The 21,673-nt window shown below is 68.8% G+C and carries 21 protein-coding genes; 11 read left to right on the top strand and 10 right to left on the bottom strand.

The features are described from left to right. The first annotated feature begins 52 nt into the window (after positions 1–52). Both AC1VNM_RS17315 and AC1VNM_RS17310 read left to right on the top strand, forming a co-directional pair. Entirely contained in the window at positions 53–871 is an 819-nt protein-coding gene (locus tag AC1VNM_RS17315) for an isocitrate lyase/PEP mutase family protein (protein ID WP_483107726.1), read from the top strand. A 92-nt stretch (positions 872–963) separates the two neighbouring features. Further along, positions 964–2,001: an alpha/beta fold hydrolase gene (locus AC1VNM_RS17310; RefSeq protein WP_483109295.1), complete on the top strand. Its 1,038-nt coding sequence runs from the start codon at positions 964–966 to the stop codon at positions 1,999–2,001. 40 nt (positions 2,002–2,041) lie between these two features. On the opposite strand, the gene AC1VNM_RS17305 is transcribed toward AC1VNM_RS17310, so the two are convergent. Continuing rightward, a complete protein-coding gene (locus AC1VNM_RS17305) occupies positions 2,042–2,740 on the bottom strand; it encodes an NUDIX hydrolase (protein WP_483107725.1) in 699 nt (232 codons plus the stop codon). A 214-nt stretch (positions 2,741–2,954) separates the two neighbouring features. Between AC1VNM_RS17305 and AC1VNM_RS17300 the strand changes: the two genes are divergently transcribed. The 4 genes from AC1VNM_RS17300 to AC1VNM_RS17285 all read left to right on the top strand — a co-directional run bounded on the left by AC1VNM_RS17300 (position 2,955) and on the right by AC1VNM_RS17285 (position 8,060). Beyond that, positions 2,955–3,827, top strand: coding sequence for a cysteine hydrolase family protein (locus AC1VNM_RS17300; protein ID WP_483107724.1), 873 nt, complete (start codon positions 2,955–2,957; stop codon positions 3,825–3,827). 13 nt (positions 3,828–3,840) lie between these two features. After that, positions 3,841–5,076: a nicotinate phosphoribosyltransferase gene (gene pncB, locus AC1VNM_RS17295; protein ID WP_483107723.1), complete on the top strand. Its 1,236-nt coding sequence runs from the start codon at positions 3,841–3,843 to the stop codon at positions 5,074–5,076. A gap of 216 nt (positions 5,077–5,292) precedes the next feature. Beyond that, positions 5,293–6,999, top strand: a complete 1,707-nt coding sequence (locus AC1VNM_RS17290) for an NAD+ synthase (protein ID WP_483107722.1) — start codon at positions 5,293–5,295, stop codon at positions 6,997–6,999. A 17-nt stretch (positions 7,000–7,016) separates the two neighbouring features. Continuing rightward, on the top strand, positions 7,017–8,060 hold the full coding sequence (locus AC1VNM_RS17285) for an NUDIX domain-containing protein (RefSeq protein ID WP_483107721.1): 1,044 nt from the start codon (positions 7,017–7,019) through the stop codon (positions 8,058–8,060). Here the strand turns inward: AC1VNM_RS17285 and pobA are convergent. Continuing rightward, positions 8,039–9,220 carry a 4-hydroxybenzoate 3-monooxygenase gene (gene pobA / locus AC1VNM_RS17280; protein WP_483107720.1) on the bottom strand — a complete coding sequence of 394 codons (1,182 nt, stop codon included), beginning with the start codon at positions 9,218–9,220 and terminating at the stop codon, positions 8,039–8,041. The two genes, AC1VNM_RS17285 and pobA, sit on opposite strands and share 22 nt — an antisense overlap. Before the next feature lie 195 nt (positions 9,221–9,415). On the opposite strand from pobA, the gene AC1VNM_RS17275 reads away from it, so the two are divergent. After that, a complete protein-coding gene (locus AC1VNM_RS17275; protein WP_483107719.1) occupies positions 9,416–10,279 on the top strand; it encodes a helix-turn-helix domain-containing protein in 864 nt (287 codons plus the stop codon). A 6-nt stretch (positions 10,280–10,285) separates the two neighbouring features. Here the strand turns inward: AC1VNM_RS17275 and AC1VNM_RS17270 are convergent, their stop codons facing one another. Then, positions 10,286–10,753: a nuclear transport factor 2 family protein gene (locus AC1VNM_RS17270; RefSeq protein WP_377160502.1), complete on the bottom strand. Its 468-nt coding sequence runs from the start codon at positions 10,751–10,753 to the stop codon at positions 10,286–10,288. Between the two features lie 110 nt (positions 10,754–10,863). On the opposite strand from AC1VNM_RS17270, the gene AC1VNM_RS17265 reads away from it, so the two are divergent. Beyond that, the gene (locus tag AC1VNM_RS17265; protein WP_483107718.1) at positions 10,864–11,457 is read left to right on the top strand and encodes a TetR/AcrR family transcriptional regulator; all 594 of its coding nucleotides are present in this window, start codon (positions 10,864–10,866) and stop codon (positions 11,455–11,457) included. A 223-nt stretch (positions 11,458–11,680) separates the two neighbouring features. Then, the gene (locus tag AC1VNM_RS17260) at positions 11,681–12,478 is read left to right on the top strand and encodes a fumarylacetoacetate hydrolase family protein (protein WP_377160506.1); all 798 of its coding nucleotides are present in this window, start codon (positions 11,681–11,683) and stop codon (positions 12,476–12,478) included. Positions 12,479–13,121: 643 nt separating this feature from the next. On the opposite strand, the gene AC1VNM_RS17255 is transcribed toward AC1VNM_RS17260, so the two are convergent. Continuing rightward, positions 13,122–14,507 (bottom strand): ATP-binding protein, encoded by a 1,386-nt coding sequence (locus AC1VNM_RS17255; RefSeq protein WP_483107717.1) that lies wholly within the window; start codon positions 14,505–14,507, stop codon positions 13,122–13,124. Further along, positions 14,504–15,112, bottom strand: a complete 609-nt coding sequence (locus tag AC1VNM_RS17250; protein WP_483107716.1) for a DsbA family protein — start codon at positions 15,110–15,112, stop codon at positions 14,504–14,506. The genes AC1VNM_RS17255 and AC1VNM_RS17250 overlap by 4 nt, the downstream gene beginning before the upstream one ends. Positions 15,113–15,425: 313 nt before the next feature. On the opposite strand from AC1VNM_RS17250, the gene AC1VNM_RS17245 reads away from it, so the two are divergent. After that, entirely contained in the window at positions 15,426–16,172 is a 747-nt protein-coding gene (locus AC1VNM_RS17245) for a response regulator (protein WP_377160512.1), read from the top strand. A gap of 35 nt (positions 16,173–16,207) precedes the next feature. Here the strand turns inward: AC1VNM_RS17245 and AC1VNM_RS17240 are convergent, their stop codons facing one another. Both AC1VNM_RS17240 and AC1VNM_RS17235 read right to left on the bottom strand, forming a co-directional pair. Continuing rightward, a complete protein-coding gene (locus AC1VNM_RS17240; RefSeq protein WP_377161752.1) occupies positions 16,208–16,699 on the bottom strand; it encodes a thioredoxin family protein in 492 nt (163 codons plus the stop codon). 228 nt (positions 16,700–16,927) lie between these two features. Further along, a complete protein-coding gene (locus AC1VNM_RS17235) occupies positions 16,928–17,578 on the bottom strand; it encodes a TetR/AcrR family transcriptional regulator (RefSeq protein WP_483107715.1) in 651 nt (216 codons plus the stop codon). A gap of 90 nt (positions 17,579–17,668) precedes the next feature. Here AC1VNM_RS17235 and AC1VNM_RS17230 point away from each other — a divergent pair, with 90 nt between their 5' ends. Continuing rightward, positions 17,669–18,031, top strand: a complete 363-nt coding sequence (locus AC1VNM_RS17230) for a DUF3331 domain-containing protein (RefSeq protein ID WP_431100052.1) — start codon at positions 17,669–17,671, stop codon at positions 18,029–18,031. Positions 18,032–18,193: 162 nt separating this feature from the next. Here AC1VNM_RS17230 and AC1VNM_RS17225 read toward each other — a convergent pair whose 3' ends face one another. The 3 genes from AC1VNM_RS17225 to mdcB all read right to left on the bottom strand — a co-directional run bounded on the left by AC1VNM_RS17225 (position 18,194) and on the right by mdcB (position 21,650). Further along, complete coding sequence (locus AC1VNM_RS17225; RefSeq protein WP_431100051.1) at positions 18,194–19,564, bottom strand: SLC13 family permease; 1,371 nt, start codon at positions 19,562–19,564, stop codon at positions 18,194–18,196. Between the two features lie 158 nt (positions 19,565–19,722). After that, the gene (locus AC1VNM_RS17220) at positions 19,723–20,730 is read right to left on the bottom strand and encodes an ACP S-malonyltransferase (protein WP_483109294.1); all 1,008 of its coding nucleotides are present in this window, start codon (positions 20,728–20,730) and stop codon (positions 19,723–19,725) included. Next, positions 20,727–21,650 carry a triphosphoribosyl-dephospho-CoA synthase MdcB gene (gene mdcB, locus AC1VNM_RS17215; protein ID WP_483107714.1) on the bottom strand — a complete coding sequence of 308 codons (924 nt, stop codon included), beginning with the start codon at positions 21,648–21,650 and terminating at the stop codon, positions 20,727–20,729. The genes AC1VNM_RS17220 and mdcB overlap by 4 nt, the downstream gene beginning before the upstream one ends. Positions 21,651–21,673 lie beyond the last annotated feature (23 nt).

Genomic DNA, 21,673 nt, shown 5'->3' with positions numbered 1-21,673 from the left:
GCGGCAGCAGCGCGGCCTAGCATCCGTCGTCTGTCCCACCGAGGAAGCCGCCATGAGCACCGTGTCGACCCCCGACGAACCCACCTCCGAGACCCAGGCCGCGAAGGCCGCCGCGCTGCGTGCCTTGCACGAAAGACCTGACCCCTTCGTGATCGCGAACGCGTGGGACATCGCCTCGGCGCGCATGTTGGAAGCGGCGGGCTTCGCCGCGCTGGCGACGTCGAGCGCCGCGGCGGCCGAGGCCGTCGGACGCCGCGACGGCCAACTCACGCGCGAGGAGACGCTCGCGCACATCCGGCTGCTCGCGGGCGCCACGCCCTTGCCGCTGAGCGCCGACCTGGGCAACGGCTTCGGACATCGCCCCGAGGATTGCGTGCTGACGATCCGCCTCGCCGCGGAGGCGGGCGCGGTCGGCGGTTCCATCGAGGATTCGTCCAGCGAGGGCGGGGCGCCTATCCTCGACTTCGATCTCGCCGTCGAGCGGGTGGCCGCCGCGGTCGAGGCGGCGCGCGCGTTGCCGTTCCGCTTCCTGGTCACGGCACGCTCGGAAAACTTCCTCCACGGCATCAACGACCTCGACGACACGATCCGCCGCCTGCAGGCTTTCGAACGTGCCGGCGCCGACGTGCTGTTCGCGCCGCTGCTGCCGGACCTCGACGCGGTGCGCCGGGTCTGCGCGTCGGTGACGAAGCCGGTCAACTTCATGGCCGGCATCCCGGGGCGATCGTTCACGGTGCGCGAGCTCGGCGAGGCCGGCGTGAAGCGCGTGAGCCTGGCGATGTCGCTCTTCCGGCATGCGATGAAGGCGGCGCGACTGGCCGCGGAGGAGATCCGGGATCACGGCAGCTTCGGCTATCTCGATCAGCGTTGAAGCCCCTGAGGGCTGCACGCGGGGAGAGAGGGAACGACACTTGCTCGCTTCGGCGCGCCGTTCCGTCGCCACTGGAGTTCCCCGTGATGAAGATGTTGTCCGCCGCCGCGCTCGCGGCATTCGCCCTCTGCACACTCAGCGCGCAGGCGCAGAGCGCCCCGCCCACGAAGACCGCGCCGTCGGCGCAGGACGCGCCCGCCTATGGCGCTCGCCTGGAGGGCTTCGACTACCCGCATCCGCAGCAGCGCTTCAAGCTGACCTCGCAGCGGCAGGCGCTGGAGATGGTCTACATGGACGTCGCCCCGACCGGCCAGCCCAACGGCCGGACCGCGGTGTTGCTGCACGGCAAGAACTTCTGCGGCGCGACCTGGGAGCAGACGATCACCGTGCTCACCGGCGCGGGCTATCGCGTCATCGTGCCGGACCAGATCGGTTTCTGCGCATCGAGCAAACCCGCCGGCTACCAGTTCAGCTTCAACCAATTGGCGGCCAACACGCAGGCGCTGCTGCAGTCGCTGGGCATCGCGAAGGCGACGGTGATCGGGCACTCGATGGGCGGGATGCTCGCGATGCGCTTCGCGCTCGCGTACCCGACGCAGGTCGAGCAACTGGTCGTCGTGAACCCGCTGGGTCTCGAGGACTGGCAAGCCGCGGGCGTGCCATACGCGACCATCGATCAGCTCTACGCGCAGGAGTTGAGGACGACCGCCGAGACCATCAAGGCCTACCAGTTGCGCTTCTATTACAACGGCCAGTGGAAACCGGAGTACGACCGCTGGGTGCGCATGTCCGCCGGCCAGTACGCGGGGCCGGGGCGCGAGCAGGTCGCGTGGAACCAGGCGCAGACGTCGGAGATGATCTTCACGCAGCCGGTGGTGCAGGAACTGCCGCGGCTGCAGGTGCGCACGCTGCTGATGATCGGCGGCAAGGACCGCACCGCGCCCGGCGCGGTCCGCGCGCCCAAGGAGATCGCGGAGAAGCTCGGCGACTACGCGACGCTCGGCCGCTCGACGGCGAAGATGATTCCGGGCGCGTCGCTGATCGAGTTTCCCGCGCTCGGGCACTCGCCGCAGGTCGAGTCGCCGAAGGAGTTCCATGAGGCGCTGCTGAAGGGGTTGAGCGCGCGGTGAGCGTGTTGATCAAGGTCAACACACTGGGCGGCTCTTGCTTTCAGCCGACCGCCAGATTGCTCGGCACCGTCTTCAACGCCGGCGCATGCGCCTTCTTCCGGAACAGCTGCGCGGGCCGGTGGCTCCCGCCGCTGGTGAACGCGCCGGGGATCTCCTCGATCACGTCGAGCTCCTCGATGCGGCGGCGGAAGCCGCGCTTGTCGAGCTCGGCACCCAGCACCTGCTCGTAGGTGCGCTGCAGCTCGCCGAGCGTGAACTCGGCCGGCATCAGGTGCACCGGCAGCGATGAGTACAGCGTCTTCGACCGCACGCGCTCGACCGCCGTGCGCAGGATCTGCGCGTGGTCGAAGGGCAGGGAACGCAGGCTGTCGACGGCGGCCCAGCGGAAGCGTTCGTCGGCGCTGGGGGCGGCGTCAACCGTTGCCCGTGTGTCGACATCCACCGGCACGACCGCGTAGTAGCTCACCGACAGCGACCACCCGCGCGAGTCGCGATGCATGCCCGAGAAGGTCCGGAGCTGCTCCAGATACGGAGACACGAGACCGGCTTTCTCGCGCAGGATGCGTGCCGCCGCATCATCGGCGTCCTGGTCCGTGTCCGTGTGCACCCAGCCGCCAGGCAGCGTCCAGGCGCCCAGCGCCGGCGCCTTGTCGCGCTGCGCGAGACCCGCATGCAGCGCACCGTCGCGCAGCGTCAGCAGGACGATGTCGACGGTGACGATGGGGCGTTCGAAGTCCACGGCGTTCTTCTTCTTAGTGCGGAAAAGCACGAATTATGGGCGGCAACGATTCAAGACGTCAAACCGCCGCCTTGCACGCATCCTGGAATCAATCGCACAGCACGCTACACCTCGTTGCACCGTGGGACGTTTCACGCCCATTCACTTAGTGCAAACAAGCACGAAGTGAGATATGCTGGCGCCACGACATGACAAAGACGGAATCGGAACTCTCATGACCCAGCGCCTCCAGCAACCCCTGCAACTGCTGATCGTCGACCCGCAGAACGACTTCTGCGACATCCCCGGCGCGACGCTGCCGGTGACCGGCGCCGACGCGGACATGAAGCGCCTGGCCGCGCTGGTGGACCAGGCCGGCGGCGCGATCGCGGATATCGTCGTGACGCTGGACTCGCACCCGGTCTATGCGATCGAGCGGCCGGCGTTCTGGCAACAACCCGGCGCCAATGGCACTGACGGCGCCGACGGCCCGGCCGGTGCGCCGCAGCCGGTCGCACCGTTCACGCAGATCAAGGCCGAGGACGTCCGCGCCGGCCGCTTTGCCCCGCGCGATCCCGCGTTGCGCGATCAGGTGCTGGCCTACCTCGATGCCCTCGAGGCCAGCCCGAAGAAGTACATCCTGATGGTCTGGCCGACGCACTGCGTCGTCGGCACCTGGGGCCACAACGTGCATGGCGAGCTCGCCGCCGCGCTGGGCCGATGGGAGGCCGCGCGGCTGCGCACCGTGGAGAAGGTCCTCAAGGGCCAGAACCCGATGACTGAGCAGTACAGCGCCGTGCGCGCCGAAGTGCCGATCGCCTCGGACCCACGCACGCAGACGAACCGCGCGCTGGTCGACCGCATCGTCGACTTCCCCGGCCTGACCTTCATCGCCGGGGAGGCCAGCAGCCACTGTGTCGCGGCGACGGCGGAAGACCTCTTCGCCGAGATGAGCGCCGAACGGCTTGCGCGCATCGTGCTGATCGAAGATGCGATGAGCCCCGTCGGCGGTTTCGAGGCCGGCGCGACGGCCTTCGTCGACCGCGCCCGCGCGATTGGCGTGCGGACGATGACTGCGGCACAGGCGCTCGGCCTGTTGTCGGCCTGATCGGAGCGATGTCATGAACGACGCCCCTGTCATCCGCTCGCTGCTGGAGACCGACCTCTACAAGTTCACGATGTGGCAGACGCTGCTGCACGCCTTCCCCGCCAACGACGCCGAGTACCGCTTCGTCTGCCGCAACACGCCGGTCTTCCCGCTGAGCGAGCTCAGCGATGCGGTGAACCGCGAGCTGGACCACCTCTGCACGCTGAGCTTCAGCGATGAGGAACTCGCATACCTCGGCGGCCTGCGCTTCATGAAGTCGGATTTCATCGACTTCCTGCGGATCTTCCGCTTCCAGCGTCGCTTCATCGACGCGCGACCGGGCGAGGGCGCCGAGGCGGGCCAGTTGGTGATCGTCGCCAAGGGACCGCAGGTCCACGTGATGGCGTTCGAGATCTTCGTGCTGGCCATCGTGAACGAGCTGTACTTCCGCCGCCTCTGCGCCGGGCGAGAGCAGGAGGTGCTGGCCGAAGGCCGCGCCCGGCTCGCGGCGAAGACGGTCCGCCTGCGCGACTACGCGGCGGCCGTGCCGGGCACGCTGGGCGACGACGCCTATCCCTTCGAGTTCTTCGACTTCGGCCTGCGCCGCCGCTTCTCCGGCGACTGGCACGACGAGGTGGTCTCGACGCTGAAGCGCGAAATCCCGTCGGTCTTCAAGGGCACGTCCAACGTCGAGCTGGCGCGTCGCCACGGTCTGATTCCCATCGGCACGATGGCGCATGAATACCTGCAGACCTACCAGGCGGTGGGCGTGCAGCTGAGGCTGTCGCAGAAGGCGGCGTTGGAAGGCTGGGTGCAGGAGTTCCGCGGCGACCTCGGCATCGCGTTGACCGACGTGATCGGCATGGACGCGTTCCTCGCCGACTTCGACCTGTACTTCGCGAAGCTCTTCGACGGCCTGCGGCATGACAGCGGCGATCCGGTCGTGTGGGGCGAGAAGGCGCTGGCGCATTACGCGAAGCTGCGCATCGATGCGCGCACCAAGCGGCTGGTCTTCAGCGACGGCCTGAACTGCGACGAGGCCTTCCGCCTGCACACGCACTTCGCGCGGCGCGTGCCGGTGGGCTTCGGCATCGGCACGCATCTGAGCAACGACCTCGGACCGAAGCCGCTGAACATCGTCATGAAGCTGGTCCGCTGCAACGGCCAGTCGGTTGCCAAGCTCTCGGACGCGCCCGGCAAGACGCTGTGCGACGACCAGACCTTCCTCGATTACCTGCGGCAGGTGTTCAAGGTGAAGCAGGTCGGATGACCGCAGTCCGCACCCCCACCCTCTCCCGCAAACGGGAGAGGGAGCAAGAGGAAGCTGCCGCACTGCCACCGCCGCTGGCCCTCACCCCCACCCTCTCCCGCAAACGGGAGAGGGAGTCCGACCGGCGCCCTGCTTACCCCCTCTCCCGCTTGCGGGAGAGGGCAGGGGTGAGGGCCAGCGGCGGATGAAGTACTGAAACCCTCAAGGAGCGAAGTCATGCTCAAGATCACCCTGGCCCAGATCAACCCGACGATCGGCGACCTCGACGGCAACCTCGCGCTGCACCTGGATGCGGCCCGGCAGGCGCGCCACGACGGCGCGGACCTGGTCGTCTTTCCCGAACTCTCGCTGACCGGCTACTACCCCGCCGACCTGCTCGACGACGAGGACTTCCGCCAGCGCCTCGACCGCGCGATGACCGCGCTGCTGGCGGCGACGCGCGAGGTCGGCTCGCTGCACTGGGTCGTCGGCGCGCCGACGCGCAATCCCGGCGCGGGCAAGGCCTTTCGCAACTCGCTGCTGGTGATCCGCGACGGCGAGGTGCTGCTCGAGTGCCACAAGCAGCTGCTGCCGACCTACAACGTCTTCGACGAACGCCGCCACTTCGAGCCGGGCCCGGACGTCGCGCGCGTGCTGCGGATCGGCGGCACGCAGGTCGGCTTCATGATCTGCGAGGACGGTTGGAACGACGATGGCAAGGACTATGCCGTCAACCCTTTCCAGCGTCTGGCCGATGCGGCGCCGGACCTGATCGTCTCGATCAACGCGAGCCCGAGCAACGTCGGCAAGCGCGAGCAGCGCCACGCGGTGTTCCGCGCCGCCTGCTGGCGGCATCGCCTGCCGCTGGTCTTCGTGAACCAGGTGGGCGGTCATGATCAGCTGGTCTACGACGGCGCGTCCTTCGCGATCGAACCGGAACCGGGCGTGGTCTTCGAGGCCGAGCGCTTCGAATCGCACATCGTCACGCTGCGCTTCGAGACGGACCGCGGTCTCTTCTCCTCGCGCGATGGCGGTGCGCTGCCACCAGCCAGCGCCGGGCTCGACACGATGGCGTTCTACCGCAGGCAGATCGTGCTCGGCCTGCGCGACTACGCGCGGCGCTGCGGCTTCGATCGCGTCGTCGTCGGTTCATCCGGCGGCATCGACTCGGCGCTGACGCTGGCGCTCGCGGTGGAGGCGCTCGGCGCGGACAAGGTCGCGGCGATCACGATGCCGTCGAGGTTCTCGTCGTCGGGCAGTGTCGACGACTCGAAGGCCTTGTGCGACGCGCTCGGCATCCCGCTGGACGTCTGCCCGATCGAGGACATCGTCCGGCAGGTCGGCGACACCATGGCGGGCAGCACGCTGGGACTTCGGCCCTCTGGACTCGCGCTGGAGAACCTGCAGGCGCGCGTGCGCGGCATGCTGCTGATGACCGTGTCCAACGCGCAGGGCCATCTGCTGCTGACGACCGGCAACAAGAGCGAGATCGCGGTCGGCTACTGCACGCTCTACGGCGACACCAACGGCGGGCTGGGGCTGATCGGCGATCTCTACAAGACGGAGGTCTTCGCGCTGAGCCGGCACCTCAACGAGACGGCCGGCCGGGAGATCATCCCGGCGGCGATCCTCGACAAGCCGCCCAGCGCCGAGCTGGCGCCGGACCAGCGCGACACCGACAGCCTGCCGCCCTACGAGGTGCTGGACGAGGTGCTGAAGGTGTTGATCGAAGGCGAGCGGCTGGCCGAGGACGAACGGACCGCCGCGGAGGCCGCGGTCGCCGCGCTGCGCGGCAGCGACGAAGGTCAGGCGCTGATCGCCCGGATCAAGGGCATGATCGCCCGCAACGAATACAAGCGCCGTCAGGCGCCGCCGATCGTGCGGCTGCGCGCGCGGGCCTTCGGCAGCGGCCGGCAATTGCCGATCGCGGCGAAGCACTATTGAGCACTGGAAGGACTTTCATGACCCGCAAGACCGTCGCTGTCGTCGTCGGCCGCTGGCAGCTGGTGCACCTCGGGCAGGAGGCGCTGTTCCAGGCGGCCTTCGGCCTCGCGGACGAGGTGATCGCGGTGCTGGGTTCCTCGTACAAGGCGCGCGATCCGCGCAACCCTTTCGTCCATGAGGAACGCCGGCAGATGCTGCTGGCCAACTTGGCGCCGGAACAGCAGCAGCGGCTGCACGTGCTGCCGGTGCGCGACTACTTCGACGACCAGCGCTGGAACGCCGCCGTGATGATGGGCGTGCGCGCCATCGCCGGAGAGGACGCGGACATCGTGCTGGTCGGCCACCAGAAGGACCACACGAGTTACTACCTCAACAACTTCCCGCGCTGGCGGCAGCAGCTGGTGGAGCGGCTCGCCGACGTCGACGCGACGGCGATGCGCCAGGTCTTCTTCGAGGCCGACGATCCCGACGCCGCGCTGACGGTGATGACGCCTTACGTCAGCGCGCCGGTGCGGGCGTGGCTGCAGGCCTGGAGCCGCCTGCCGGAGTACCGCAGGCGCAAGGCCGAGCATGCGGCCATCGCCAGCTATCGGAAGAAGTACACGGCGGTCGCCTACATGACCGGCGACGCGGTGGTGACGGTCGGCGACCACGTGCTGCTGGTGCGGCGCAAGGGGCCGTTCGGCGAGGACCTCTGGGCGGTGCCCGGCGGCCACCTCGACCGCGGCGAGAAGCTGGTCGCCTGCGCGATCCGCGAGCTGATCGAGGAGACGCGCTTCCCGCTGCTGCCGGCTTCGATCCTGGCGGCGCTGCACGGCGTCGAGACCTTCGAGGATCCGCTGCGCAGCGCGCGGGGCCGCCTGATCACGATGGCGCACCACTTCAAGTTCGGCGAGATGGGCACGCTGCCCGAAGTCGTCGGCAGCGACGACGTCAAGGAAGCGCGCTGGTTCCACCGCGACGAGCTGGCCGCGATGGAATCGCAGCTGTTCGAGGACCACTTCGTGATACTCGACCACTTCCTCAACATCATCGTCGGCTACAGCGGCAGGCCGACGTAGTTCTCGGCGAGCGCTCGCTGCGCGGCTTCGGATCCGAGTACGTAGTCCAACTCTGCGGCCTGCAATTTCGCCTGGAAGGCGGGCTCCTGGTCGAAGTTGTGCATCAGGCTGGTCAGCCACCAGGAGAAGCGCTCGGCCTTCCACACGCGGGCGAGGCAACGCGCGGAGTAGTGATCCAGGCCGGCATCGCTGCGCTCGCGGTAGTGCTCGATCAGCGCCTGCGACAGGTAGCGCACGTCGGACGCCGCGAGGTTGAGCCCCTTCGCGCCGGTCGGCGGCACGATGTGCGCCGCGTCGCCCGCGAGGAACATCCGGCCGAAGCGCATCGGCTCCGCCACGAAGCTGCGCAGCGGCGCGATGCTCTTCTCCAGCGAGGGGCCGGTGACCAGCGACTCCGCCGCTTCGGGATCGAGCCGGCCGCGCAGTTCGTCCCAGAAGCGGGCGTCGCTCCAATCCTCGACGCGCTCCGTGAGCGGCACCTGCAGGTAGTAGCGGCTGCGCGTCGCCGAGCGCATGCTGCACAGGCTGAAGCCGCGCGCGTGGCGGCTGTAGATCAGTTCCGCCGACACCGGCCGCGTGTCGCTCAGCAGGCCGAGCCAGCCGAAGGGGTAGACCTTCTCGTAGAGCTGGATCGCGCCCGTCGGGACACTCGCGCGGCAGACGCCATGGAAGCCGTCGCAGCCGGCGATGAAGTCGGCGGTGATCTCGACCGGCTCGCCGTGGATCGAGCAGAACGCGCGCGGTGTCGATGAGTCGAAACCTTCGATGCGGACCTCAGCGGCCTCGTACAGCGTGGTCAGACCCGCTTCGGCACGCGCTTCCATGAGATCGCGGGTGACCTCGGTCTGCCCGTAGACCAGCACGGTCCGTCCGCCGGTGAGCGCGCGCAGGTCGATGCGATGGCGCACGCCGTCGACGGCCAGCTCGAAACCGTCATGCACCAGCCCCTGCGCATGCATCCGCGCGCCGACGCCGGCCTCGTCCATCAGGTCGGCGGTGCCTTGTTCGAGCACCCCGGCGCGGATCCGCGACAGCACATGGTCGCCGCGCTGTCGTTCGACGATGACGGTGTCGATGCCGGCCCGGTGCAGCAACTGACCGAGCAATAGCCCGGAGGGCCCGGCGCCGACGATGAGCACCTGCGTGCGTAAGGTCTTCATGGGATCGAGGCGCTGAGCCGAAAGCCTTCTTGCGAGGCATTGCGGCGAGGCCGTGGTGTTGTCTCCGATGAGTCGGAGCCTACGGGGCGACCGTAGGACGGTGAATGGACGAGTCCGACCTCGGCTTGCACAATCCGAACCATGGTCATCGACAGAAAGCCGCGCCGGACTCCCCGTCGACAGGGGGCGACGCCCGTGTATTCCCTCTACGGCGAGGAAGGACGATCGTCGGCGCTGGACGGGTTGCACCTGGAATCGATCGCCGATCGCAGCCGCTTGCACAATTGGGAAATCCAGCCGCATCGCCATGGTGCGCTGGTGCAGCTGCTGCTGGTCGAACGCGGCCGCGTGACCGTCCGCATGGACGAGGAGGAACGCGTGCTGCGCGCGCCGGCGCTGGTGTGGGTGCCGGCGCTGGCCGTGCACGGCTTCCGCTTCGCGCCGGAGACGGAAGGGCTGGTGGTCACGCTGGACCAGAGCCGCCTGCGGGACCTGCTCGACCACCTGCCCGAACTGCTGGACAGCCTGTCCGAGCCGCGACTGGTCGCGCTTGATCGCGGCGCGACCGTGACGCGCGCGTTGTTCGCGGTCGGTCACGGTCTGCGCGAGGACTACGCTGGCGCCGGCGCCTGGCGCGGTCCGTCGCTGGACCATGCGGTCGCGCTGCTGGCAATCCAGGCGGCGCGCTTCGACGTTGCAGAAGGGATGCACCACGCAGCCGGTGAAGGACGCGCGTTGCAGCACCTGACCCGCTACCGCGACCAGGTCGAGCGCCACTACCGCCGTCAGCCCGCGGTGGCGGAACTGGCCGAACCGCTGGGCATCACGCCCACGCAGCTGAACCGGCTGTGCCGCCGGCACCTGCAGTGCTCGGCGCTCGCGGTGCTGCACCAGCGCGTGCTGCTCGAAGCCAAGCGCGAGCTCGGCTACACGAACCTGATGGTCCGGCAGATCGCCGATGGACTCGGCTTCGCCGACGCGGCCTACTTCACGCGCTTCTTCCTGCGGCACACGGGGCGCTCGCCCAGTGCGTGGCGGGAAGAGGTCGGCGGACGCTGACCGACCTCAAAGACCCAGTTCAGTCAGCCCGGGATGGTCGTCCGGACGCCGTCCCTGGGGCCAGAAGAACTTCCGGTCCTCGGCCTTGATCGGCTGGTCGTTGATGCTCGCGTGGCGATGCGTCATCAGGCCTTGCGCGTCGAACTCCCAGTTCTCATTGCCATGGCTGCGGAACCAGTTGCCGGCGTCGTCATGCCATTCGTAGACGAAGCGCACGGCGATGCGGTTGCCGTCGAAGGCCCACAGCTCCTTGATCAGGCGGTAGTCCAGCTCGCGCGCCCACTTGCGTTCCAGCAAGGCCTGCGCCTCGGCGCGGCCGCGCGGGAACTCCGCCCGGTTGCGCCATTGCGTGTCCGGGCTGTAAGCCAGCACGATGCGCGCCGGGTCGCGGCTGTTCCAGCCGTCCTCAGCCAGGCGGATCTTCTGGATCGCGGTCTCGCGGGTGAACGGGGGCAGGGGCGGGCGGGTGTCCATGGTCTAGGTCCTCTCGTCGATGGATGGAAAGTCTGTGCGACTCATGTAGACAGGTCTGTCTACTCTTCCCGATTCTGGCGGATGTAGACAGGTCTGTCTACAATGACCGGATGAACGACACCGAACGCAGCGTGGATATCGGCGAGCTGCCCGCCCGCGAGCGCATCCTGCGCACCGCGCACGACCTGTTCTATGCCGAGGGCATCCGCGCGACCGGCATCGACCGCGTGATCGCGGCGTCGGGCGTCACGAAGGTCACCTTCTATCGCCACTTCCCAAGCAAGAACGACCTGATCCTGGCCTACCTCGAGCTGCGACACGGGCGATGGATGGACTGGTTCACCGGCGCGCTGGAACGCCACGGCGGCGCGACCAAGGGCGCGGCGGCGCTGGTGCCGACGATGTCGGAATGGTTCGGCGGACAGGCCCTCGGCGACTTCCGCGGCTGCGCCTTCCTGAACGGCGTCGGCGAGATGGGACCGAGCCTGCCGGAGGTGGTCGACGTGACCCGTCGCCACAAGCAGGACATGACCGATGCGATCGCGGCGCTGCTGCCCGCGTCGCGGCAGCGGAAGAAGATCGCCGCGGCGCTGTCCATGGCGGTCGATGGCGCGATCGTGCAGGCGCAGTACGCGGAGGATCCCGCGCCGGTGCTGAAGAGCCTGCAGATGATCGTGGACTTCGCCGCCGGCAGCGCCGTCTGAGCTGGCGAACGGCGTCGCTCTGACGCCCGACCGGCGCCCGGGCGACAGCCGACGGCAGGCGTCGCGACAGCGGGTGACACCGGCGTGCGGGTCTCGCCCCCGGCGTCCGACTTCGAGGGGAAACGCGGAAGCGTCGACGGGGACCGGCGCCTACGCTCCATCGGCCGCGGCTGTCCGCCAGGGGCGGGCCGCGTCGGAGCACTCAACCTCGAAGGAGACCGCGATGGACCGACGTTCCCTGCTCAACACCTCGGCGGCGATGGCTGCCGGCGCCGTCGCTGGCTGCGCGCTGCCCGGCCAGGCCGATCCAGCGTCCGCGACGGCGAAGACGCCGTTCGACGTGCCGCAGACCACGATCCCCATCGTCGGCAGCGACCAGCGCTTCCCGGTGCGCCGCATCTACTGCATCGGCCGCAACTACGCGGCGCACGCGCGCGAGATGGGCAGCGACCCGACCCGCGAGCCGCCGTTCTTCTTCCAGAAACCCACCGATGCGATCCAGAACGTCGCACCCGGCACCGTCGCCGATCACCCGTATCCGACGCTGACGAAGAACTATCACTACGAATGCGAACTGGTCGCCGCGCTGAACAAGGGTGGCCGCGACATCACGACGGAGCAGGCGCTCGACTGCGTCTTCGGCTACGCCATCGGGCTCGACATGACGCGCCGCGACCTGCAGCGCGGCATGGGCGACCAGAAGAAGCCGTGGGAGATCGGCAAGAGCTTCGACCGCTCGGCGCCGATCGGTCCCATCCACCCGGTGGCCCGGCTCGGTGGTCACCCGTCCAAGGGCGCGATCTGGCTCAAGGTCAACGGCCAGACCAAGCAGGATGCGGATCTGAGCCAGATGATCTGGAGCGTCGCGGAACAGATCTCGCAGCTGTCGCGGGCCTTCGAGCTCAAGCCCGGCGACATCATCTACAGCGGCACCCCCGAGAACGTCGGCCCGGTCGTGAAGGGCGATGTCATCGACTGCCACATCGACGGCCTGCCGAACCTGGGCATCCGGATCGTGTAGCCACCCTCCAGCGCCAAGTTCCCCACGCCTCCCACGCACCTCCAGCGCATCCCAAGGCCCGCGACCAGCGAGCCTTGCTGGGGCCGGAATGAGGCTGGGGGTTCCCGGAGGGATGCCCCCTGCCTCGTGGAGTGCCCGCGCTTGGCCCCCCGCATGAACGAGCGCTGCCTCATTCCGCAGCATTGCAAGCAATTCCCTGCCACGACAAGCACTTGCAGCATCCTTGCCCGGGCAGCCAACAGACTTGTCCACAGAGGCCGTGGACAGTCTGGCGGCCCGGTGCACAACCGGTGGGCACTGTGAGCAACTGCGGCGAGGGAACGAAGTTTGCCCACCGCGTCGGCTGGTCGAGTCAAGCGCTGATGGTCACCAACCGCCCGCGCCTCCATGGTGCCTTGTTTTGGAGCACGGAAAGCTTTTGCCTTGTACAACAACAGCTTACCTCGCCCCTGCAGAGGCAGCCAACAGACTTGTCCACAGTTCGCAGGGACAGTCTGACGGCTGGCGAAGTGCGCGTCGGATGGCCCGTCCGGACCATTGCCTCATTTCGCGGCATTGCAATGAATTCCGTGACGAATCAACGGCTTGCAGCATCCCTGCCCGTTGAGCCAACAGAGTTGTCCACAGAAGCCGTGGACAGTGTTCAAGGCAGCGACGCCGGGAGGGTGAGGCGCGCTTCGAGCCCCCCGCCGGTCCGGTGATGGAGGGACAAGCTCCCTCCCATGGCGGTGGCGAGCTGCAGCGCGATCGCCAGGCCGAGGCCGGTGCCGCCGGTGTCGCGATTGCGTGAAGTCTCCAGCCGGTGGAAGGGTTTGAACACCGCCTGCAGCTGGTCTTCGGGAATGCCGGGGCCCCGGTCCAGCACCGCGATCGTCAGGCGAGGGGTCGGGTCTTGCGCGGCGCTGCGCGTGACCTGGATCTCGGCCTGTCCGCCGAAGGCCAGCGCGTTGTCCAGCAGGTTGACCAGGATGCGCTTGAGCGCCTGCGGCTGCGCCATGATCGGCGCCCCGGCCTCGCCGCTGAGCGTCACCGCTTCGCCGGCGTCCTCGTAGTCGCCGACGATGCTCGCGAGCAGCGCGTCTGCGTCCAGGCGCGCGGGCACTTCGGAGGTGCCGTGCAGCGTGCGCGCATAGGTCACGCCTTCGCGGACCAGCAGGTGCATCGCGTTCAGGTCATGGCGGAACTTGTCGCGCAGTTCCTCGTCGTTCATCAGGTCCGCGCGCAGCCGCATCCGCGTGATCGGCGTCTGCAGGTCATGCGAGATCGCGGCCAGGATCTCCACCCGTTCCGCCGTGTAGCCGGCGATGCGCTGCTGCATCGCGTTGAAGGCACGCGCGGCGTGCGCGACTTCGGCGGGGCCTTCCTCCGGGATCAGCCGCGGCGACAGGTCCGGACCGAGGTCGTCCGCCGCCGAAGCGAGCGTCTTGAGCGGACGCGTCACCAGCCGCACCACCATCCAGCTGCACACCGCCAGCACGATGAGCTGCGCGCCCAGCACCCACATCACCCACTCGGGAACGGGCATGTCGACGCGGCGCGCGTGCACGGTCACCGCCGATCCGTCGTTGAGTCGCACCAGCAGTTGGTAGCGTCTGGCGCCGAGCTGCACGACGCGCTCGATGCGGAAGGGTTGCATCGCCTGCGTCAACGCGTCGACGAAGGGCCCGTTGAAGTCGGTCCGCTCCACGGGGCCGGCTTGCGGGTCGATCTCGTCGGCGAGGGCGAAGCGGTAGTTCGGGCGCTCGAGCCGGTCCAGCCAGGCGCCGCGCTCGGCCGCGGGCAGGCGGTCCAGCACGGCGACGCCGGTGGCGATGTCGCGTTCGACGCCGGACATCATCAGCGCCCGCAACGCCATCGAACGCTCCTGGCGGATCGCGACGTAGGCCATGGCCTGCGCGATCGCGATGCCGAGCACCATCAGCCAGAAGACGCGCGCGAAGAGCGTGCGCGGGCCGAAGCGGCGCTTCGGGGCCGGCGTGGACGCCGGCTCGGGAGCGGGCGCGCGTGTCGAGGCGGGCACGGTGCTCATGCGCGGTCGGCCGCCAGCGCGCGCTCGACGAAGTCCAGACGGTCCTGGCCCCAGAACGGCTCGCCGTCGATGACGTAGCTCGGCGCGCCGAACAGGCTGGCGTCGATGGCGCGCTGCGTGTTGGCGTCGTACTGCGCGCCGATGTCGTCCTCGGCGGAGCGCGTCAACCGCTCGGCCGGCAGACCCTGCTCCGCGAGGATGGCCGTCAGCGTCGCGTCGTCGGCGATGTCGCGCTGCTGCTCCCAGACCGCGCGCAGCAGCGCGCCGGTCACGCGCATCGCGGCGTCCGCGCCGTCGGCCTGGTCGACCGCGATGATCAGCCGCGCGGCCTTGTGTGGCGCGACCGGGAAGCAGGCCGGCTCGACGTTCATCGGCATGCCCAGGTGCTGCGAGAAGCGTCGCAGCTCCAGCAGGCGATAGGCCTGGCGCTGTGCGGGGCGCTGCGGCAGCGGCAGTCCGCCGGAGACGGCGAACAGCTTGAGCAGGTCGATCGGTATCAGCCGCACGGTGGCGCCGGCGTCGCGCGCGATGGCCGAGAAACGCTCGTGGCCGAGGTAAGTCCAGGGGCTGATCGGGGCGAAGAAGTAATCGATGATGCGGCTCACGAGGATCTCCAAAGCGTTGGGCGGACGACGTTCACCAGGATCTCCGAAGCGTTGGAGAAACGGCGAAGGCAAGAGGCCCTTCTAGCTCCCTCTCCCGCTTGCGGGAGAGGGCGGGGGTGAGGGCCAGCGGCGGTGGAAGTGCTGAATCCCGCAGGCAGGGTTATAGGCGCGGGCGGCGCGCTTGTGGGCGCCTTTGTATTGGCGTGTATCCGTGTCCCGCACCGGAGACACAACATTGCCTGGCCGTACCACCGGCGGGGCCGGGACCGGTACATTGCGGCTCATCCCGTTCGATGCGTTCCACCGAATCCCCATGCAGACGTCCGCCCCCACCCAGGATCATGTGTTGATCGTCGACGACGACCGCGAGATCCGCGAGTTGCTCACCACCTACCTGACCCGCAACGGCCTGAAGGTGACGGCCGTGCCGACCGGCCGGCACATGCGCATCGCGATGGAGACCGGCACGCCGGTGGACCTGGTGATCCTGGACCTGATGCTGCCGGGCGAGGACGGTCTGTCGCTGTGCCGCGACCTGCGCGCGGGCAAGCACAAGGCGACGCCGGTCATCATGCTGACCGCGCGCGGCGACGAGGCGGACCGGATCCTCGGGCTGGAGATGGGCGCCGACGACTATCTCGCCAAGCCCTTCGCGGCGCGCGAGCTGCTGGCGCGGATCAAGTCGGTGCTGCGGCGCGCGCGGATGCTGCCGCCCAACATGCGCTCGACGGACGAGTCGCCGCGGCTGGCCTTCGGCGAGTGGGTGCTCGACACGATCGAGCGTCACCTGATCGACCAGCAGGGCACGGTGGTGCCGCTCAGCGGCGCGGAGTACCGGCTGCTGCGCGTCTTCCTCGACCATCCGCAGCGGGTGCTGAGCCGCGATCAGCTGTTGAGCCTCACGCAGGGGCGGGAGGCGGAACTCTTCGAACGCTCGATCGATCTGCTCGTGAGCCGCATCCGGCAGCGGCTGCGCGACGATGCGCGCGAGCCGAAGTACCTCAAGACCGTCCGCAGCGAAGGCTACGTCCTGTCCATGGCGGTTGAGGGTCGCGACTGAACGTCGCGCCCTCCCGATCATTCAAGCCTGCTCGCTCAACCCTGCTGCTTCAGCAAGGCCTGGATCTGTGCCTCGGTCTGCTGGTACTGGCCCTCGCCGAAGTGGGAGTAGACGATCTTCCCCTGCTTGTCGATGAGGTAGATCGCCGGCCAGTAGCGGTTGTTGTAGCTCTTCCACGTCTTGAAGTCGTTGTCCTGCGCAACGGCGTGGCGGATGCCCAGGCGCGCGATGGCGTCCTTGAGGCCGGCGGTGGAGCGCTCCTCGTCGTACTCCGGCGAATGCACGCCGACGACCACCAGGCCCTGGTCCTTGTACTTCTCGTGCCAGGCCTTCACGTAGGGCAGCTGGTTCAGGCAGTTGATGCAGGTGTAGGTCCAGAAGTCCACCAGCACGACCTTGCCGCGCAGTTCGTCGATCTTCAGCGGCGGGCTGTTGATCCAGTTGTCGATGCCGGTGAAGGCGGGCGCGGGTTTGCCGGCCATGCCGGTGCTGCCGAAGAGCGACGCTGCCGCCGCGTCGGAGGTCATCGGCGGCAGCGAGAACGCCACCGCCGCCACGGCGGAAGCGCCGGCGAGCAGCAGCGGGAACAGGGAACGACGAAGGGGGGAGCGTCGGGTGGTCGGTCGCATGGGGAATCCTTTCCAGGCTGGCAGCGGAATGCTGCGATGGAGCGGATTCTTCGGGGACCCGTCGATCCGCGATACGGCTTTCGTATGCCTGTGTATCCCGCCCGGGAAGGAAAGACGATCCGATGCTCAGCGCAACAAATGCAGCGTGATGCCCGTGAGCTCGCGCTTGAAACGCGCCGGGTCATCCGGCAGCGTCGACACGGCGCGCATCACATGCGCGTAGGCCACCGTCTTGCTGATGCCGTTCATCAGCACCGAGAACAGCAGCGCCGGCTCGCAGCGGTGCAGTTCACCGGCGTCCATCGCGTCGCTGAACAGCGGCAGGCAGACATCGTGGAAGGGCCGCACGATCGTGTCGACCAGCACGTTGAGGCGCTCGCCTTCCTCGGTCGCGGCGGTGGAGAAGAAGATGCCGATGTCGGGATGTTCGAACACGCGGTCGATGAACGACAGCATGCAGTGCTCGACGCGTTGCCGCGGCCCCAGCGCGACATCGCTGCGCAGGTCCGCGGCCGTCTGCAGCATCGGGTCCATCAGCACCCTGATCTGCTCGACGACCGCCAGCCACAGCGCCTCCTTCGACCCGAAGTGATGCGCGATCAGCGCCGGGTCCACATCGGCCTGGCGCGCGATCTCGCGCACGCTGGCGGCCTCGTACCCCCGCAGCGCGAAGATCCGCCGCGCCGTGCGCAGCAGGTTGTCCGCGCCTTGCGCACAGTCCGCGCTCGGCCGCCCGCGGCGCCGTGGCGCCCCGGCCGCCTTCGGGGTCTTGTTCATCGGGAGGGCCGCCTTTGTTATATTCATCACGCGTTGAATTATTTCAGGCTTTCACGCCGGATTGTCGGCGGATGAGAAAGGCGGTGTCGCATGTACAGGGATCTCGCGAGCGATCCGTCCCGGGACGGTTGGCTGCGCACAGTGGCGTGGCTCGGCAACGGCGGCGTGCCCCATGCGCCGCAACCCGCAGTCGCTCGACACGTGAAGGCAGCCCCCACCATCCACGTGCTCGATCGGCCGACACCACGCACCGCCGCCATCTCCTGGTCCGATCCAGGCGCCTGCCATTACGGCTATCAGATCTGGGACATGGTGCCGTCCAAGCGCGACGGCATCTGCGTGCTCACCGGCTCCACCATCCGCATCGGCGAAATGATCTACACGCCGCGCGTTGATGAGCCTTCACCCATCAACGCGGGCGAGATGATCGCGGCAGCGTACGTGGACGCTTGAGACCGCGGCGGACGAGCTTGGCCGGAGCCGGCGGCTCACGCCTCGCTTGGCGCGCCAACTCGCTCCGCTCGCCTTCGGCTCTCTTCGCTCAGGCAGACGGCGCTCAAGTCAGTTCTGGAACGCTCGGCTTCGCCGCCGGCTCCGGCCAAGCTCTTCGAAACATCACAGCACCACGAAGAGGAACCAGACCACCACCGGGGCAATGACCGTCACCGCGGCACCGTAGAGCAGCAGCAGGCGGAAGAAGCGGTCGCGGTCCATGCCCTTGGCATTGGCCAGCACCAGGGCACCGTTCGTGGAGAACGGGCTCACGTCCACGATCGTCGAGGACACCGCCATCGCGGCGATGAAACCGATCGCCATCGTCGAGTTGTCGCCCGTCAGGAAGGGCACACCCAACGGAATCAGCGAGCCCAGCACCGCCGTCGACGATGCGAAAGCCGAGACCACCGCGCCGACGAAACACAGCAGCAGCGCCGCCATCATCGGCGACGTCAGATTCGCGACGCTGTGGCCCACGTACTCGATCGTGCCCATCTTCTCCATCACGCCCACATACGTGCTCACGCCGACGATCAGCATGATCTCGGGCCACGACACCTGACCCAGCGCACTCTTCTGCAGGCGCGGCTGCATCAGGCTCAGGACCAGACCGATCGTGATCGACACGAAACCGATGTCCAGCTTGTAGCCCAGCGTCAGCACCGCCAGCAGCAGCAGGCCCAGCGCCGTGATCACCTGGTGCGGACCGGTCGTCTTGAAGGTCTGCGTCTGGACCTGGCCCAGCATCGAGGACTTGCTCGACGCGACGCGGCGGCCTTCGCCGTAGGACGCCGCCTCCGCATCGCCGAAGACCTGCGGGCCGCCTTGGGCGCGCGCGACCGGCGGGATCGGCGCGAGTTCCCCGTCGTCCGCGACCCGGCCGCGCCGGATCAGCTGCAGCCCGCCGAGCGCGATGAAGAGCCCCAGCGACACCGCGAAGTTGACGCCGAAGCTCGCCAGCATCGTCGTGATCTCGCTCAGCGGCAGACCGGCCTTGGCGACGATCTTGTTGGTGATGCCGCCGTAGATGCTCATCGGCGAGAAGCCGCCCGCCTGCGCGCCGTGGATCACCATCAGGCCCATCATCAGCGGATTGATGCCGTGGCGCGCGGCGAAGCCCAGGGCGATGGGCGCGATGATCGCGACCGCCGCCGGGCTCACCGCGCCGACCGAGGTCAGCAGCGCGGCGACCAGGAACATGATCCACGGGATCGCCGCGATGCGGCCCCGCACGGCCCGCACGGCAAGCCGCACCAGCCAGTCGATGGTGCCGTTGTTCTGCGCCAGCGCGAAGAGGTAGGTGATGCCCGCCAGCGTCAGGAACAGCTCCGCGGGGAAGCCGGCCATGATGGCCTTGGCGCTCATGCCGGCGACCAGCGTGCCGACGAGGAACGCGCCGACGAAGGCCAGCACCCCCATGTTGATGGGCAGGGCCGTGGCCACGATGAACATGGCCACGAGTGGAAGGATCGACATCCAGTGAATGCTCATCGCTGTCTCCTGTTGTGACGGTCCGGCAAGTCGGGCGCCGGCCGCATCGTTTCTCGATGAAGCGCACGGTATCGACCGTGCGACGGCGCTTCAATCAAGGTGGCGCGCGGACCGTTACGCGCGCCGCAACGATCGAGGGAGAACCCGCGCCGCGCGCCTCACGGCGCGGAACGCTCGATCCACGCGAGCACGCCGTCGAGCGTGCGGAACTCGTCGGCCGAGCGCGCGGGAATCAGCGGGTGCCGCTGCTGCCAGAGCCGCGCGAGCGCCTGGCCGCCGCCGATCTCCAGCACGCAGCACGGCCCGCGCGCGGCGAGCTGATCCATGACCTCGTCCCATTGCACCGTGTGGGCGATCTGGCGGGCGAGACCGGCGCGCGCCTGGTCGCCGGTCCAGACGCGGTTGGCGTCGCTGTCGAAGAGCGCGAGCGCGGGGGCGTGCATGGCGGCGCCGGAGAGTTCGGAGGAAAAGCCCTCCGCCGCGGCGCGCATCAGCGGCGTGTGCGAAGCAACGGCCACGGCGAGTCGCGTGCAGCGCGCGCCCCGCGATGCGAGCGAGGCTTCGACCGCATCAAGTGCCTCCGACTTGTCAAACATGTCGGACGCGTCGGACGCGTCGGATGCCTCGGGAGCCACGGCGCCAAGTGTCGGGCGGAGGGGCCCGCCGATCACGACGGAGTCCTCCCCATTGCGGATCGCGATGCTCACCGAGGTGCCGCGCAGGACGTCGTCGACGTCCGCGGACGCGAGACCGGTCACCCCGCAGAGGCCGCCGGCATGCGCGCGGCCCGCCTCGTCCATGAGGGCGGCCCGTCGCGCCGCAAGCGCGATCGCGTCCGCGTGATCGAGCACGCCGGCCGCCGCGCATGCGGCGAGCTCGCCGACGCTGTAGCCGGCGACGCCATCGATCTCGATCGAAGCGGACACCAGACGCGGCGCGATCTGTGACCACGCGGCCAACGCGGTCGTGGTGATCAGCACCTGGGCGTGCGCGTTCGTGCGCGCCCATGCGGGATCGGCGAGCGCCGCACGCCAATCCGCAACGTCCAAGGTCTCGCGCATGAGGGAAAGCAGTGCCGTGGTGGACGGCGATGCATCGTCGCCCAGCCACGGCAGCATCGCGGGATGCTGGTTGCCCTGTCCGCTGAAGACGATGGCGACGCTCACCCGATCCTCTCGATCCCTTCGATCGCACCGAGGCGCCGCATCCAGCACACGGCCGCCAGCATGTCGGCGGCACCGCCGGGGGAGAGCCGCCGGGCCTCGAAGTCGGTGGCGATCGCGTCGGCGCGGGCGAGCGCGTCCGGTGCCGAAGCGCCGCCCTGTTCGAGGAAACCGCGCGCGGCGCGCTGCGCGAAGCGCAGGCCTTCCAGCCCGCCGCGATGCGCGAGGTTGCTGTCGTCCAGCGTCGCCATCAGGTGGAAGAGCGTGTCGAGCTGTGCGCGCTCGCGCGGGAGGCCGCGCGCGACGGCGGACCGCATCGCGGGCACGGCGGTCTCGAAGACGGCGGGAAAGCCGAGCGCAGCCTCCTCGGATGCGCTGCGCAGACCGAGCCGCCGTGCCGCAGTGCCGCCCGGCAAGGTCGAAGGCCGCAGCGCGCGCTGTGCCAGCGCTGCTCCCCATCGCTCGATCAGCGTCGTGCGGATCGACTCAGGCGTCAGTCGCCGATGACCGGCGACCACGGCGCCAGCGGACGCGCACAGCAGCCCCAGCTGGAAGATCGCGCCGCGGTGGGTGTTGATGCCGCCCGTCGCCTCGAGCATCCGGGCTTCGGCCTCGATGCCGGCGCGCTCGAGCGCCGGGAAGTCCGCGTCCATCGCCCCCAGGTGGGCGATGCGGACAAAGTACCGTCGCAGCGATGAGATGCTGCGCATGAAGGTCCGTGCATCCATGTCGCGATGGCTGCCGTTGCTTGTCAGCGTGACCAGGCCCGGCTTGGGCGAGAGCGCCAGTTCGTCATGCAGCGCGACCGCGGCGGCGCGCCCGATGTCGCTGGCGGTCAGTCCGCGCCCGGCGGACACAGGGTGACGGTCCGAACGCCACGCGCTGTGCCACGCGGAGTCGTGGGCCAGGACAGGCCTGTTCATCGTGTCCTCCTGGACTGGGCGGC

The sequence above is a fragment of the Mitsuaria sp. MSU3D genome (assembly GCF_056867975.1).
Note: the sequence above shows the minus strand (reverse complement) of the source record. Positions and strands in the feature narration are given on the sequence as shown.

Excerpts from the sequence above, each read along its gene's own strand:
- AC1VNM_RS17315 (WP_483107726.1), top strand. The coding sequence starts at position 53 with ATGAGCACCGTGTCGACCCCCGACGAACCCACCTCCGAGACCCAGGCC.
- AC1VNM_RS17310 (WP_483109295.1), top strand. The coding sequence starts at position 964 with ATGTTGTCCGCCGCCGCGCTCGCGGCATTCGCCCTCTGCACACTCAGC.
- AC1VNM_RS17300 (WP_483107724.1), top strand. The coding sequence starts at position 2,955 with ATGACCCAGCGCCTCCAGCAACCCCTGCAACTGCTGATCGTCGACCCG.
- pncB (WP_483107723.1), top strand. The coding sequence starts at position 3,841 with ATGAACGACGCCCCTGTCATCCGCTCGCTGCTGGAGACCGACCTCTAC.
- AC1VNM_RS17290 (WP_483107722.1), top strand. The coding sequence starts at position 5,293 with ATGCTCAAGATCACCCTGGCCCAGATCAACCCGACGATCGGCGACCTC.
- AC1VNM_RS17285 (WP_483107721.1), top strand. The coding sequence starts at position 7,017 with ATGACCCGCAAGACCGTCGCTGTCGTCGTCGGCCGCTGGCAGCTGGTG.
- pobA (WP_483107720.1), bottom strand. The coding sequence starts at position 9,220 with ATGAAGACCTTACGCACGCAGGTGCTCATCGTCGGCGCCGGGCCCTCC.
- AC1VNM_RS17270 (WP_377160502.1), bottom strand. The coding sequence starts at position 10,753 with ATGGACACCCGCCCGCCCCTGCCCCCGTTCACCCGCGAGACCGCGATC.
- AC1VNM_RS17265 (WP_483107718.1), top strand. The coding sequence starts at position 10,864 with ATGAACGACACCGAACGCAGCGTGGATATCGGCGAGCTGCCCGCCCGC.
- AC1VNM_RS17260 (WP_377160506.1), top strand. The coding sequence starts at position 11,681 with ATGGACCGACGTTCCCTGCTCAACACCTCGGCGGCGATGGCTGCCGGC.
- AC1VNM_RS17255 (WP_483107717.1), bottom strand. The coding sequence starts at position 14,507 with ATGAGCACCGTGCCCGCCTCGACACGCGCGCCCGCTCCCGAGCCGGCG.
- AC1VNM_RS17245 (WP_377160512.1), top strand. The coding sequence starts at position 15,426 with ATGCAGACGTCCGCCCCCACCCAGGATCATGTGTTGATCGTCGACGAC.
- AC1VNM_RS17240 (WP_377161752.1), bottom strand. The coding sequence starts at position 16,699 with ATGACCTCCGACGCGGCGGCAGCGTCGCTCTTCGGCAGCACCGGCATG.
- AC1VNM_RS17235 (WP_483107715.1), bottom strand. The coding sequence starts at position 17,578 with ATGAACAAGACCCCGAAGGCGGCCGGGGCGCCACGGCGCCGCGGGCGG.
- AC1VNM_RS17230 (WP_431100052.1), top strand. The coding sequence starts at position 17,669 with ATGTACAGGGATCTCGCGAGCGATCCGTCCCGGGACGGTTGGCTGCGC.
- AC1VNM_RS17225 (WP_431100051.1), bottom strand. The coding sequence starts at position 19,564 with ATGAGCATTCACTGGATGTCGATCCTTCCACTCGTGGCCATGTTCATC.
- mdcB (WP_483107714.1), bottom strand. The coding sequence starts at position 21,650 with ATGAACAGGCCTGTCCTGGCCCACGACTCCGCGTGGCACAGCGCGTGG.